Source organism: Comamonas sp. Z1 (genome assembly GCF_008121555.1).
Lineage (GTDB): Bacteria > Pseudomonadota > Gammaproteobacteria > Burkholderiales > Burkholderiaceae_C > Comamonas > Comamonas thiooxydans.
In genome coordinates, this window is record NZ_VOQT01000003.1 from 120,093 (window position 1) to 132,925 (window position 12,833).

Consider the following 12,833-nt stretch of genomic DNA (forward strand, 5'->3'; position numbering starts at 1 on the left):
GCCTCTGTTGCGGGCGAGCGGTCAAGCTCGTTCACAAGGACCCAAGTGCGCTCACCGAGTAACAGCGACACAAAAGAGCGAAGAGTCTAATGGTTGTTTTCCCGCGCTCATCGATACCACTGACGATACGGCGAAAACACTCGGTAAGTTTGGCTGGTTTGCTGCAAATATCTGCAAAAGGTAAGTGCTTACCCTAGGTCATCCCTTGGCCTGGTGCGTCGCTTTCGGCAAAGTCTGAGCCCACCAGACTGCAAGCAGCCTCCAATCACCGACAACCGCGCCTTGTGCTGCCCAGCAAGGCTGGATGCGCAACAGCGCAACCTGAGTGCCCCAATCGCGCATGACTGAAAGCTTTGGGCTCGCTTGCATGCACCCCAAGCTCACAAACAAAAAACCCTGCTCATTGCAATGAGCAGGGTTTTGGATTTTGGCAGGGGAGGAAGGATTCGAACCTTCGCATGCTGGAATCAAAATCCAGTGCCTTAACCAGCTTGGCGACTCCCCTACGATGAAACGAATTCTACAACGACTTTTCGCTATAAATTTCGAAGTAGTCCAAAAATGTGCAATTGCACATGGAATAGGTTTGCAGCCTTCCTGGCGTCAAGCCAGCTCAGTCGCTGGCGGCCTATTCCACGACGACAGCCGTGCCGCTGGCCGAGACCATGAGCATGCCATTGCCCTGGCCCAGCACCTCGAAATCAAGGTCCACGCCAACCACCGCATTGGCACCCGCCTCGGCGGCGCGTTGCTCCAGTTCCTTGAGGGCAATTTCACGCGCTTTTTGCAGCTCGCGTTCGTAGGTTCCAGAACGCCCGCCCACGATGTCGCGAATTCCGGCAAAGAAGTCCTTGAACACATTGGCGCCCAGAATGGCCTCGCCTGCCACCACGCCGCAATAACGGGTGATGCGCTTGCCTTCGATGGAGGGAGTGGTTGTGACGATCATGCTTTGCTTTCTTAAAAATCAGCGCAAGGAGACTGGCAGCCATACGCTCTGGTCATAGCGCTGCGCGCGGCAGAGGCAGATACAGGCCTGACCTTGCCGCAGGCGCCGAGTCATCCGGTCGGATCAGTATATGCGTGCACTCTGCGCTGTTATCAAGGCGATGGCGGCTGCGTCCATCGGCGCTCAGGGCGTCTCATGACTGACTCCAAACTGGTCTGGCAGCGCAGATCAGCCTCCATGCAGCGCAAGATGCAGGGTCCAATCAGAAGTCAGGCAGCCCTATGAAGAACAAGACGCCATCAAAAATCATGCATCCGGCAATAGCAGCTTCTGCATGCCTTGCACGGCATCGCGCAGAAAGCTCCAGGTCGTGGCTATGCGCGGAATCTGGCGCGACTCCACTGGCATGCTCATCCAGAAGGTGCGAGTGAAACAAGCCTGCTCGGGCAGCACGCGGCTTAGTATCGGGTCCTTGTCGGCCACAAATGCCGGCAGCACGGCCAGACCCGCACCGGCACGCACGGCCTCGTATTGAGCGGTGATGCTGGTGCTGCGCAGCGCAAAGCGCTCGGGCCGGTGCAAGGTATCCAGCAATTGCAGCTCGCGCGTGAACAGCAGATCGTCCACATAGTGCACAAAGCTGTGATGGCGCAGATCCTCGGTTCTGGCCACCAAGGGCTTGCGCGCCAGATATTCACGCTGGCCGTACAGATAGAGCCGGTAGTCGGTCAGCTTGGTGACCACGACCGAGCCGCGCTTGGGCCGCTCCAGCGAGATGACGATATCGGCCTCGCGGCTGGACAGATGCAGCATGCGCGGCAGCGCCAGCAGGTCAACGCTGAGCAGCGGATAGCGCAGCGTGAGCCTGGCGAGCTCGGAGGCCAGCATCTGCGTGCCAAAGCCTTCGGTGGCACCCACCCGCACCAGCCCAGCCAGCCCTTCGGCAGTCGCTGCATGAGCCAGGGGGCCCCGCTCCAGCCCGTCCACCGCGCTTTGCATGGTGTTGGTCACTTCCTGCAGCTGCCGCCCTGCCTCGGTCAGCCGCCACTGGCCTCCTTCGCGCGCAAACAGTACGGCACCGAGCTGCTTTTCCAGCGCCTGAATGCGCCGCGACACCGTGGTGTGCTCGACTCCCATGCGCCGCGCAGCCGCCGCCATGCTGCCGCTGCGAGCCAATTCGCCAAAAAAACGCAGATGGTCCCAGTCCAATGTCTTTCCTTGCGGTCTCGGTTTGTGGTTCAGTCGTTCACGCTGTCCTGCGCCTTGCCCGTGAGGCCCTTGATCGCCTTGACGGCAGCACTGCGCTTGCGCTCAGCACTGCGCTGGGCCACCGCGCTCGGGGCGCGCGCGAACTCGTCGTTCTCGTGGATCAGCAGCGACAGCATTTCCATGAACTGCGCCCGTTTGTCGTCAGGAAGAGGCTCCAGCATGCGGCGCTGGGCGCGCAGCACCGAAGGCTCGGCTGCCACCAGCAGGCCGCGCCCCTCGTCGGTCAGGCTCAGCAAACGCACGCGTCGATCGGCAGGGCTGGCATTGCGCGCCATCAGGCCGCGTGCTTCCAGGCGGTCGATCACGCTGCCTATGGTGGAGGTGTCGAAGCCGATATTGCGTGCCAGCGTGCGCTGGTCGATGCCCGGCTGACGCAGCACGGCCGACAGGGCCGCGTACTGCACAGGCGTCACGCCAAATTCCTCGGTTTCTTCCATGAACACGGCTACTGCTATCTGCTGCAGCCTGCGGATGTGATAGCCGGGATAGTTTTCTAGTTCTGCGGGTTGGTATTGCATGTGTTGAGGGCCGGTGCCTGGCCCGCCCTGCCGCGCGGCAGTTGAAGGGCCATGACTGAAAGACCCCGATATTCGCACGACTGCCACCCCTACTCGAGTCAGGCCTGCTACCGGGTTTAACCCAATCATCGCTGATGCAGATCAACATTATGCTAATCATCAGTGTGCTGTTGATTTGATTCACAGCCTCTCTTTGCCCCCATCTCAGGCCGCAAGCCGACAGACAAGGCAGCAACGCACTGCCAAGCAGATACCAAAGAAAGAGACAAACCATGAGCCTTGTGCAAGCCCAGCCCTCACCGGTAAAGCTCACGGCCCTTGAAGCCCCCGGCCAACCCGAGCCCACAGCTGCTCTTGCGCAGCTGTACCGAGGCTTCGAGCAGGAAATGCTGGTGCCGCTGTGGACGGAGATCGGCGGCCTGATGCCTGCCCACCCCAAAAGCCAGGCCGCCGCTCATCTGTGGCGTTGGGAGAATCTGCTCAAGCTGGCGGATGAAGCCGGCCGCATCGTCCCCGTGGGCCGGGGCGGCGAACGCCGGGCGATTGCCCTGGCCAATCCGGCGCTGGGCGGCCGCCCGTTTGCCACGCCCACGCTGTGGGCTGCCATCCAGTACCTGATGCCCGGCGAAGATGCGCCCGAGCACCGTCACACCCAGCATGCCTTCCGCTTTGTGGTCGAAGGCGAAGGCGTGTGGACCGTGGTCAACGGCGACTCGATCCGCATGTCGCGCGGCGACTTTCTACCCCAGGGCGGCTGGAACTGGCACGCCCACCACAATGCGGCCAGCCAGCCCATGGCCTGGATAGACGGGCTGGATATTCCGTTTGCCTATTACACAGAGTCCCAGTTCTTCGAGCATGGCCGCCTGCATCTGGACCCGCAGGAGCGGGCCACGCCCGAGTTCTCGCGCTCCGAGCGCCTCTGGGGCCATCCAGGATTGAGCCCTGTGGCGCATCTGCAGAACAGTCCGAGCACGCCTTTGCTGGCCTACCGCTGGGTGGATACCGACCGCGCGCTGAGCGAGCAACTGGCGCTCGAAGCCGAAGGCCATGCCGCCACTGTCAGCCCCGGCCATGCCGCCGTGCGCTACACCAACCCCAGCAATGGCCGCGACGTGCTGCCCACCATTCGCTGCGAAATGCACCGCGTGGCTTGCGGCGCCAGCACCCGACCAAAGCGCGAAGTGGGCTCTGCCGTCTTTCAGGTCTTTGACGGACAGGGAACGGTGACCGTGGGCGAGCGCCAATGGCAGGTGCGGCGTGGCGACATGTTTGTCGTGCCCTCCTGGCAGCTGTTCAGCGCGCAATGCGATGCCGACCAGCCGCAGCTAGACCTGTTCCGCTTTGCCGATACGCCGATTTTCGAAGCCGTCCACGCGTACAGGGCGGATACCCCCTGAGCCGCTTCGCGTCGTCCCCCTCAAGGGGGAGACAGCCTTTGCTGCAGGGCGGCGGGGCCGCCTAGGCCCTTGCTAGCTGCCTCACACATGGAACGCGTCTTTTTCAAGCACCTAGTCACCGATACCCATCAGGAATCACACATGACCCAAGCCAACTTTCTCTGGGCTCCGTCCCCCGTGCAGTCCCTGCCCGTGCGCGGCAGCGAGCAACGCCTGCCCGTCAATCGCCTGTTCTTTGTGGGCCGCAACTACCACGCCCATGCGCTGGAGATGGGCCGTCCCGTGGACAAAAGCGTCGAGCGCCCCTTTTATTTCACCAAGGCCCCACAGACGCTGACCGAATCGGGCGCCTGCGTGACCTATCCCTCTGAAACCGCCAACTACCACTTCGAGATGGAGCTGGTCGTGGCCATCGGCAAACCGGGCTTTCGCATTCCTGCCGACCAAGCCCATGAGCACATCTACGGTTATGCCTGCGGCCTCGATATGACGCGCCGCGATCTGCAGTTGGTGGCACGCGACAAGGGTCGCCCCTGGGATCTGGGCAAGGATGTGGAGCAGTCCTCCATCGCCAGCGAAATCGTGCCCATGGCAGGCAAGGTGATCGAGTCCGGCCTCATCGAGCTGAGCGTCAACGGTCAGGTCAAGCAGCACTCCGATGTGAACAAGCTGATCTGGAACATCCGCGAAATCATTGCCGACCTGTCCCTGTTCTATCACCTGCAAGCCGGCGATCTGATCTACACGGGCACGCCCGAAGGCGTGGGCGCCGTGCTGCCGGGCGACCGGATCACCGGCAGCGTGGAAGGCGTGGGCGAGATTGCCCTGAGCGTAGGCCAGCCCGAGTAAGGCGCACAGACCATGAAGCTCTACAGCTTTTTTCGCAGCGGCACCTCGCACCGTCTGCGCATCGCCCTCAAGCTCAAGGGCCTCACGCCCGACTACCTCCCTGTCGATCTGCGCGTGGACGAGCAGACCGAAGCGCCTTTCAAGCGCATCAACCCTCAAGGCCTGGTGCCCGCGCTGGTGTTGGACAGCGGCGAGACGCTAATCCAGTCGCCCGCCATCATCGAATGGCTGGAAGAGCGTTACCCCACGCCCGCGCTGCTGCCTGCCGACCCCGAAGCCCGCGCCCATGTGCGCGCCCTGGCGGCCATCGTGGGCTGTGATGTGCACCCCATCAACAACCGCCGCATCCTGCAGACCCTGCGCCAGCAGTTCGGTGCCGACGAGGCCGCCATCAACGCCTGGTGCGCCACCTGGATCACGGCCGGCTTTGACGCCATCGAGGCCTTGCTGGCACAGGACGGCACACGCGGGCACTTCTGCTTTGGCCATGCACCGAGCCTTGCCGATATCTATCTGATTCCGCAGGTCGAGAGCGCACGCCGCTTTGGCGTGGATCTGGCCCGCTGGCCGCTGATCAGCGCCGTCGATGCGGCATGCAGCGCCCTGCCCGCCTTTGCCCAGGCTGCGCCTCTGGCCCAGCCCGACGCTCCGCAATAGACCCTTTCCCTGCGGCCGCGCCCGGACGCGGCTGCCCAGCAACGCTTTGCAGTCCCTAAAAAACACCCACCGGAGACAAACTGTGAAATACGAGCAAAATCAGCACCAAAGCCAATCCATAACTACGCAAACAGCTATCAAAACAATAGTTTCCGCTGCGGCGCTGCTGGTCGCAGCCGACCAGGCGCTGGCCCAGGGTGATGCCTCCAGCTATCCCAACCGCCCGGTGACCGTGGTCACGGCCTTTGCCGTGGGCAGCGGCCCCGATGCCGTGCTGCGCATCGTGGGCGAAAAGCTGGCCCAGCGCTGGAAGCAGGGCGTGACCGTGGACAACCGCCCCGGTGGCGGCGGCTTTGTCGCCATCGAGTACGCGCGCCGCGCCAAGCCCGACGGCTATACCCTGCTGCAACTGGACAGCGAACATATCTCGGCCCTGCCCTATCTCTACAAGAACAAGAACTTCAACACGCTGAGCCACTTCGACCCCGTGGCCCCGCTGTTCCTGACCCCTTTCTTTGTGGCCGTACCCACGAATTCGCCGTGGAAGAACATGGGCGACCTGATCAAGTCCGCCAAGGCCGAGCCCGGCAAGATCAGCTACGGCTCCTGGGGCGTGGGCAGTCCCGGCCACCTGGGCGGCGAATGGCTGGACTATCTGACGGGCAGCCAGATGACCCATGTGCCTTACCGCGAGGTCAGCCAGCTGTTCACCTCGGTGGCCAACGGCGACCCGAGCTGGAGCTTTGCCAGCCTGCCCTCCAGCCAGGGCATCTACAAAAGCGGCAAGATTCGCTATCTGGCCGTGGCCGCACCCAAGCGCATTGCGCAAATGCCGGACGTGCCCACGGTCGCCGAAGCCGGCGGCCCAGCCGAGCTGGATGTGAACTCCTTCGTCTCCCTGCTCAGCCCCAAGGGCGTGGATGCCGCCGTGCGCGACAAGATCCGCAGCGATGTGGTGGCCGTGCTGCAGGACCCGCAGGTCAAAGAGAAGTTCTCCACCTTCGCCTTCCAGCCCATGAGCTTCACCGTGCCCGAGATGCAGCAATTTGCCAAGAAGAAGTCCGAGCAATACAAGTTGCTGATTGAAAAAGCCCAGATCAGCCTGGATTGAGAGCCACCTTCGGCCATCAAATAGATCACGGCACAGGCATACGCCCGCAACCGGCAAAGCCCCGTCAGCACAGGCTGCACGGGGCTTTTTTCATTGACGCGACGACCTGCCTCGCTCCGGATCAAGAAGGCCGCACATAGACAGCAGAGCTCCAAAGGCGTGTAGAAAACGACCTCGACCCGGGGTTACACTTGCTACGAGGCGTTTCTCCGGACTTCCATCCCACCTCTAGAACGCCCGCATGCCATGAGCCCCCGCTGATAAGCGTCAGGGCTGTGCGGCAGCTTCCCGTCCAAGCCTCAGCGCCGTCTGTCTGCCAGGGCTCCATGCTGTTTTCACGTGACTCCACGTGATTCAGCCCCTTCAAATCGTTATAAAAATATGAACAATTCCATCAAGACTGCCATCGCTTTTTTGCTGCTTCCCCTGGCCGCAGCTTCGCAGGCGGCCGAGCCGCCTTCGCCCATTGCTGCTGCCGAGCTGTACATCCGCACTCTGGTCAATCACGACGAGCAGGCCATCAACCAGCTCAATGACTATCTGCGCCCGGACCGCCTGCGCTCGGGCCGCAGCGCGGACTACGCCAACGCCGCCGAACTCAAGCAAGCCGACAAGGACTTTCCGCGCGAAGTCACCGACGTGGCCCTGCCCCTGTTCCCCGAGGCACAGCGCAACGCCCTGCGTGCGCCCGTGGAAAGCCTGATGAGCACGGTGCAAAAGGCGCGTCAGCAATCGCAGTGCAAGACCGTCTCGGCCACCAAGCCCAAGCTCGACAAGCATGGCGTGCTCAATACCGAGGTGAAGTTCAGCTGCCAGCTGGTCAAGACCCCCGAGACCTGGGCCGAGGGCATTCAACGCATGGTGCGCAACAAGCTCAGCCTGGATCAGGTGCAGGGCGAACTCAAGAAGCTGCAAGCTGCATATTCAGCCCCCGCCAGCTACACCTACGAGGGCGTACTTTCCCTGGGCATGGTGCCCAAGGACAAGGACAAGGCCTGGCGCAACGACTTCGCGAGCGAAGCCTTTGACGAGATGTTCAGCGAGCTCTAAGAGCACCTGAGAACGGCAAAAGGGCCCGGGTGGGCCCTTTTGCATTTTGCCGCCGCAGGTACTGCAGCCATGCCTGCACGACAAGCTCCAAAGCGCTGGCAGACATAGCATCCACTTGTGCACATTTGCACACCCTATGTGCAGTGTTTGCTATTGCTACAGCAAATCCGCACACATACCATGAGGAACGAATTCACCAACGGAGACACCTCATGAACGCACCGACTTCCGCCAAGGTTCTGGCGCCCACGGTCAAGCTGCTCATCAACGGGCAGATGGTCGAATCCAAAACCACCCAGTGGCGCGATGTGGTCAACCCCGCGACGCAGGAAGTGCTGGCGCGCGTACCGTTCGCCACGCCCGACGAGGTCAACGCCGCCGTGGCCAATGCCAAGCAAGCGTTCAAGACCTGGAAAAAGACGCCCATCGGCGCACGCGCCCGCATCTTTCTGAAGCTGCAGCAGCTGATCCGCGAAAACATGAAGGAGCTGGCCGCCCTGCTGACGGCCGAACAGGGCAAGACCCTGCCCGACGCCGAAGGCGATGTCTTCCGCGGCCTGGAAGTCGTGGAGCACGCGGCCAGCATCGGCAATCTGCAGCTGGGCGAGCTGGCCAACAATGTGGCCAACGGTGTCGATACCTATACGCTGAACCAGCCGCTGGGCGTGTGTGCAGGCATCACGCCCTTCAACTTCCCGGCCATGATTCCGCTGTGGATGTTCCCCATGGCGATCGCTACGGGCAATACCTTCATCCTCAAGCCTTCCGAGCAGGACCCCATCGTCACCATGCGCCTGGCCGAGCTGGCACTGGAAGCCGGCGTGCCTCCTGGCGTGCTCAACGTCATCCACGGCGGCGAAGACGTGGTCAACGCCATCTGCGACCACCCCGATATCAAGGCCATCAGCTTTGTGGGCTCGACCAAGGTCGGCACCCATGTCTACAACCGCGCCAGCCTCAACGGCAAGCGCGTGCAATGCATGATGGGCGCCAAGAATCACGCCATCGTCATGCCCGACGCCAACAAGGAGCAGTCGCTCAACGCCCTGCTGGGCGCTGCCTTCGGTGCGGCCGGCCAGCGCTGCATGGCGGTCTCCGTGGCCGTTCTGGTGGGAGAAGCCCGCAACTGGATTCCCGACCTGGTGGCCAAGTCCAAGACCCTCAAGGTCAATGGAGGTACCGAGCCCGGCACCGATGTCGGCCCCCTGGTGAGCTGCGCGGCCCTGTCGCGTGTCGAAGGCCTGATCGAACGCGGTCTGGCCGACGGCGCCACGCTGGAGCTGGACGGTCGCAAACCCGAGGTGGCAGCCTATGCCAAGGGCAATTTTGTCGGCCCCACCATCTTCAGCGGCGTCAAGCCCGGCATGAGCATCTACGAGCAGGAAATCTTCGGCCCCGTGCTGTGCCTGGTCGCGGCCGAGGACATCGATCAGGCCATCGAGTTCATCAACGCCAACCCCAATGGCAACGGCACGGCCATCTTCACCCAATCGGGTGCGGCCGCGCGCAAGTTCCAGGAAGAGATCGATGTGGGCCAGGTCGGCATCAATGTGCCCATTCCCGTGCCCGTGCCGCTATTCTCGTTCACGGGCAGCCGGGCCTCCAAGCTGGGCGACCTGGGCCCCTACGGCAAGCAGGTGGTGATGTTCTACACCCAGACCAAGACCATCACGGCGCGCTGGTTCGACGACAGCACCACCAGCCACGGTGTGAACACCACCATCAGCCTCAAGTAAGCCGGCCATGAAACCCGACAGTGCCGCCCTGCCTCTTGCAAGGCCCGGGCTGCACTGGGCGGCTTTGCCGATGATGGCAGGCATGTACGTTCAAGAATTGTCCCGTTTCCCATCTCAGCGTTCTGCCATCGGCACAGCCGGCATTTCTGCCCGGCCGCTGGCCCGGCTCTGCGCCCTGGCCGTCAGCGGCCTGCTGCTCATCCACCTGCCTGCAACTGCAGCCCAGGATGGTGATCAGGAGGCACCGCATTGCCCGTCTGGCCAGCCGCTGTCGCTTGCCTGCCTGCAGCACCAGGCCCAGGTCATAGAACGCAGCATGCAGGTGCTCTATCTGTCTTTGCAGCGCCGGCTGCCGCAGGACAGCGCACAGGCTCTGCAGACCGAGCAGCAAGAGTGGACGCAGGAGCGTGATCGGCGCTGCCAGCCCAATGGCTATGTCCATGAGGCCGAAGACATGGCTGCCTGCCGCATCGGCATGGCCCTGAGCCGGGTCGTGGTCTTCAAGAACCAGTGGCATCCGCTGGCCAGGAACGCGCAAGGCGGCGAACAGCCATGAATCGGGCAATTCCACACCGACAGCGCCTGCAGCCCACTATGGGCTGCGATGATGCGGGCATGACGATCCGCACTCCCCAAAGCAGGCGCACATGGCATGCAGCCGTTGCCAGCCAATCGCTTGCAGCTCTTTTGATGACAGCCAGCTTGAGCCAGCACGCACTGGCCCAGGCCGGTGCCGACTGCGTGCCCGGCGGCACCACGGCCCAGACCAATGCCTGTGCCATCAAGGATTTCCAACAAGCCGACACCGACCACCAGATTCTCTATGGCGATGTGATGCGCGCGCTATCGGCTCATGAGCGCCCCGCTCTGCGCAAGGAGCAAGGCGAATGGAGCCGCCATCGCATCACCCAGTGCAAGCAGGCCACGAAGGCCTTTGAAGCGCAGCCCGACTGGCCCAGCCGCTACCACGGCTGTCTGGTGCAGCAAATCACGGCCCGCGATGCGGTGCTCAAGCGCTGGCTGCACCAGGGGCCGCCGGACTGAGCTGCAAAGCCGTCGGGGGCCAGAAGACGAATAGAACAAAAAGGAGATATGAAATGGACTTTGAACTCAGCGAAGATCAACGCGCTTTTGCCGATACTGCCCGTGCTTTTGCGCAGGCCGAGCTGGCACCGCATGCAGCCGAGTGGGACCGCGAGCACATCTTCCCGCGCGAGGCGATTGCCAAGGCCGGCGAGCTGGGCTTCTGCGGCCTCTACGCTCCGGAGAGCATTGGCGGCCTGGCCCTGCCACGACTTGATGCAACGCTGGTATTCGAAGAAATGGCGGCCGTCGACCCATCGACCACGGCCTTCATCACCATCCACAACATGGCGACCTGGATGCTGGGCACCTGGGCCACCGACGCCGTGCGCGCCGAATGGGGCGAGCAGCTCACCAGCGGCAGCAAGCTGGCCAGCTACTGCCTGACCGAGCCCGGCGCAGGCTCGGATGCGGCCTCGCTCAAGACCCGGGCCGAGCTGGTCGGCAACGAGTACATCGTCAACGGCAGCAAGGCCTTCATCAGCGGCGCGGGCAGCACCGATGTGCTGGTGCTGATGGCAAGAACCGGCGATGCCGGCTCCGGGGCTTCGGGCATCTCGGCCTTTGCCGTGCCTGCCGATGCGGCCGGCGTGAGCTATGGCAAAAAGGAAGAAAAGATGGGCTGGAACAGCCAGCCCACGCGCGTCATCAGCTTCGACAATGTGCGCATTCCCGCGCACAACCTGCTGGGCCGCGAAGGCGAAGGCTTCAAGATCGCCATGAAAGGCCTGGACGGCGGGCGCATCAATATCGCCACCTGCTCGGTGGGCGCGGCCCAGGGGGCACTGACTCAAGCACAAAGCTATATGCAGGAGCGCAAGCAGTTCGGCAAGGCCATTGCGAGCTTTCAGGCCCTGCAGTTCAAGCTGGCCGATATGGCGACCGAGCTGGTCGCAGCACGCCAGATGGTGCGCCTCGCAGCCTCCAAACTGGATGCCGGCGCGCGTGATGCATCGACCTACTGCGCCATGGCCAAGCGCTTTGCCACCGATGCCGGCTTCATGGTCTGCAACGAGGCTCTGCAGCTGCATGGCGGCTATGGCTATATCCGCGAGTACCCGCTGGAGCGCCTGATGCGCGATGCCCGCGTGCACCAGATTCTGGAAGGCACGAACGAAATCATGCGCGTCATCATTGCCAGGCGCATGCTGGAGGGCGATGCTCCGGAGGTCATTCGCTAAGCTGCTGCCATCACGCAACGCAAGGATCGTCATGCCCGCCAAGCCCATCGCCCCTGAAACCCTGCAGCTCATAGATGCCGTGCGCGATGCGCTGCAGGATTGCACAGCCGTGGAAGAAAAGACCATGTTCGGCTGCCATGTGTTCATGGTCGACGGCAAGATGTGCCTGGGCGTGGAAAACGACGAGTTGCTGGTGCGCCTGCCCCCCGCCAGTCATGCGCAGATTGCGGAGATGCCGGGCGTGCGCCCGCTGTCCTCACGCGGACTGATGGATGGCTACTTTCTCGTCGGCCCCACGGCCTATGCCCGGCGGGATCAATGGCTGTACTGGATCAGCGAGGCCCTGGCCTTCAACCCGTTGGCAAAGGCCACGCCAAAACGCAAGACCGGCAGCAAGGCCAGCAGCGAGACCGATAGCAAGAAGCCGGGCGAGGGAGAAAGTCCTGCCGGCCAAGGCACCGGCAGCGGGCGCAAGCGCACCAGGGCTGCCCCGAAACCGGCTGATGCAGACGTCCCCAGAAAACATCCTATTTTCGACAGCGAATAAGCACAAAGGACTGACCTCATGGCCATACGCATAGTCCAGCTAGGCAGCGAACGCGCCCCCGACGAGGGCCTGCGCATAGGTACGGTGCGCAGACCGCCGCGCGGCGTGCCCAAGGCCGAGTTCGCAAGCCGCAACTACTACGACTGCTGGTATCCCGAGCTCTCGCCCGAGGTGGAGCTGATGCAGCAGGCCCTGGAGGCCATCAAGCTGCGCACGGCCGGCCAGGAGGCACAGGCCGACAAGCTCTGGAAGCAGTTTGAAAAGCAGTTCCGCAAGCAACTGGCCGAGCCCGCCGCCGATCGCACCCTGGGCCTGCTTGCCGCCTTGTCGCACAGCTCCGCCTTTTCTCTGGGCTGCTACTGCGACGACGAGGCGCATTGCCACCGCAGCATCTTGCGCAGCCTGCTCGCTGACAAGGGTGCCATTCTCAAGAATTAAGCGAAAAACCAATCAATCGCTTATGGATAAAGCGCTAGACGCTTT

The 12,833-nt window shown here is 62.7% G+C and carries 14 protein-coding genes and 1 tRNA gene; 11 read left to right on the plus strand and 4 right to left on the minus strand.

Annotated elements, in window-relative coordinates; translation table 11 throughout:
• Nucleotides 1–428 precede the first annotated feature (428 nt).
• The 4 genes from FSY45_RS07155 to FSY45_RS07170 all read right to left on the minus strand — a co-directional run bounded on the left by FSY45_RS07155 (nucleotide 429) and on the right by FSY45_RS07170 (nucleotide 2,736).
• Nucleotides 429–505, minus strand: a tRNA-Gln gene (locus FSY45_RS07155).
• 123 nt (nucleotides 506–628) lie between these two features.
• Nucleotides 629–949, minus strand: a complete 321-nt coding sequence (locus tag FSY45_RS07160) for a heavy metal-binding domain-containing protein (protein WP_003067510.1) — start codon at nucleotides 947–949, stop codon at nucleotides 629–631.
• 306 nt (nucleotides 950–1,255) lie between these two features.
• Nucleotides 1,256–2,158 (minus strand): LysR family transcriptional regulator, encoded by a 903-nt coding sequence (locus tag FSY45_RS07165; RefSeq protein WP_003067507.1) that lies wholly within the window; start codon nucleotides 2,156–2,158, stop codon nucleotides 1,256–1,258.
• 29 nt (nucleotides 2,159–2,187) lie between these two features.
• Nucleotides 2,188–2,736: a MarR family winged helix-turn-helix transcriptional regulator gene (locus tag FSY45_RS07170; RefSeq protein ID WP_046460214.1), complete on the minus strand. Its 549-nt coding sequence runs from the start codon at nucleotides 2,734–2,736 to the stop codon at nucleotides 2,188–2,190.
• Nucleotides 2,737–3,008: 272 nt separating this feature from the next.
• Between FSY45_RS07170 and FSY45_RS07175 the strand changes: the two genes are divergently transcribed.
• From FSY45_RS07175 to FSY45_RS07225, 11 genes are all read left to right on the plus strand, one after another.
• On the plus strand, nucleotides 3,009–4,136 hold the full coding sequence (locus FSY45_RS07175; protein WP_046460213.1) for a cupin domain-containing protein: 1,128 nt from the start codon (nucleotides 3,009–3,011) through the stop codon (nucleotides 4,134–4,136).
• A 141-nt stretch (nucleotides 4,137–4,277) separates the two neighbouring features.
• Nucleotides 4,278–4,985 carry a fumarylacetoacetate hydrolase family protein gene (locus FSY45_RS07180; RefSeq protein ID WP_148747977.1) on the plus strand — a complete coding sequence of 236 codons (708 nt, stop codon included), beginning with the start codon at nucleotides 4,278–4,280 and terminating at the stop codon, nucleotides 4,983–4,985.
• 12 nt (nucleotides 4,986–4,997) lie between these two features.
• Nucleotides 4,998–5,642 (plus strand): maleylacetoacetate isomerase, encoded by a 645-nt coding sequence (maiA, locus tag FSY45_RS07185; RefSeq protein ID WP_046460212.1) that lies wholly within the window; start codon nucleotides 4,998–5,000, stop codon nucleotides 5,640–5,642.
• A 136-nt stretch (nucleotides 5,643–5,778) separates the two neighbouring features.
• Nucleotides 5,779–6,753, plus strand: coding sequence for a Bug family tripartite tricarboxylate transporter substrate binding protein (locus FSY45_RS07190; RefSeq protein WP_370512836.1), 975 nt, complete (start codon nucleotides 5,779–5,781; stop codon nucleotides 6,751–6,753).
• 381 nt (nucleotides 6,754–7,134) lie between these two features.
• Complete coding sequence (locus tag FSY45_RS07195) at nucleotides 7,135–7,803, plus strand: hypothetical protein (RefSeq protein ID WP_046460211.1); 669 nt, start codon at nucleotides 7,135–7,137, stop codon at nucleotides 7,801–7,803.
• Nucleotides 7,804–8,015: 212 nt separating this feature from the next.
• A complete protein-coding gene (locus FSY45_RS07200) occupies nucleotides 8,016–9,539 on the plus strand; it encodes a CoA-acylating methylmalonate-semialdehyde dehydrogenase (RefSeq protein ID WP_012838771.1) in 1,524 nt (507 codons plus the stop codon).
• An 82-nt stretch (nucleotides 9,540–9,621) separates the two neighbouring features.
• Entirely contained in the window at nucleotides 9,622–10,095 is a 474-nt protein-coding gene (locus FSY45_RS07205) for a lysozyme inhibitor LprI family protein (RefSeq protein WP_223305596.1), read from the plus strand.
• 134 nt (nucleotides 10,096–10,229) lie between these two features.
• On the plus strand, nucleotides 10,230–10,583 hold the full coding sequence (locus tag FSY45_RS07210; protein WP_046460267.1) for a lysozyme inhibitor LprI family protein: 354 nt from the start codon (nucleotides 10,230–10,232) through the stop codon (nucleotides 10,581–10,583).
• A gap of 53 nt (nucleotides 10,584–10,636) precedes the next feature.
• The gene (locus FSY45_RS07215) at nucleotides 10,637–11,803 is read left to right on the plus strand and encodes an acyl-CoA dehydrogenase family protein (RefSeq protein WP_046460209.1); all 1,167 of its coding nucleotides are present in this window, start codon (nucleotides 10,637–10,639) and stop codon (nucleotides 11,801–11,803) included.
• 31 nt (nucleotides 11,804–11,834) lie between these two features.
• Nucleotides 11,835–12,350, plus strand: a complete 516-nt coding sequence (locus FSY45_RS07220) for a TfoX/Sxy family protein (RefSeq protein WP_148747978.1) — start codon at nucleotides 11,835–11,837, stop codon at nucleotides 12,348–12,350.
• An 18-nt stretch (nucleotides 12,351–12,368) separates the two neighbouring features.
• Nucleotides 12,369–12,788, plus strand: coding sequence for a DUF488 domain-containing protein (locus FSY45_RS07225; protein WP_012838776.1), 420 nt, complete (start codon nucleotides 12,369–12,371; stop codon nucleotides 12,786–12,788).
• Nucleotides 12,789–12,833: the final 45 nt, after the last annotated feature.

Bases quoted from the DNA above. Each gene is read 5' to 3' on its own strand.
- FSY45_RS07160 (WP_003067510.1), bottom strand. From the start codon at position 949: ATGATCGTCACAACCACTCCCTCCATCGAAGGCAAGCGCATCACCCGT.
- FSY45_RS07175 (WP_046460213.1), top strand. From the start codon at position 3,009: ATGAGCCTTGTGCAAGCCCAGCCCTCACCGGTAAAGCTCACGGCCCTT.
- FSY45_RS07170 (WP_046460214.1), bottom strand. From the start codon at position 2,736: ATGCAATACCAACCCGCAGAACTAGAAAACTATCCCGGCTATCACATC.
- FSY45_RS07205 (WP_223305596.1), top strand. From the start codon at position 9,622: ATGTACGTTCAAGAATTGTCCCGTTTCCCATCTCAGCGTTCTGCCATC.
- FSY45_RS07195 (WP_046460211.1), top strand. From the start codon at position 7,135: ATGAACAATTCCATCAAGACTGCCATCGCTTTTTTGCTGCTTCCCCTG.
- maiA (WP_046460212.1), top strand. From the start codon at position 4,998: ATGAAGCTCTACAGCTTTTTTCGCAGCGGCACCTCGCACCGTCTGCGC.
- FSY45_RS07215 (WP_046460209.1), top strand. From the start codon at position 10,637: ATGGACTTTGAACTCAGCGAAGATCAACGCGCTTTTGCCGATACTGCC.
- FSY45_RS07220 (WP_148747978.1), top strand. From the start codon at position 11,835: ATGCCCGCCAAGCCCATCGCCCCTGAAACCCTGCAGCTCATAGATGCC.
- FSY45_RS07200 (WP_012838771.1), top strand. From the start codon at position 8,016: ATGAACGCACCGACTTCCGCCAAGGTTCTGGCGCCCACGGTCAAGCTG.
- FSY45_RS07225 (WP_012838776.1), top strand. From the start codon at position 12,369: ATGGCCATACGCATAGTCCAGCTAGGCAGCGAACGCGCCCCCGACGAG.
- FSY45_RS07180 (WP_148747977.1), top strand. From the start codon at position 4,278: ATGACCCAAGCCAACTTTCTCTGGGCTCCGTCCCCCGTGCAGTCCCTG.
- FSY45_RS07210 (WP_046460267.1), top strand. From the start codon at position 10,230: ATGACAGCCAGCTTGAGCCAGCACGCACTGGCCCAGGCCGGTGCCGAC.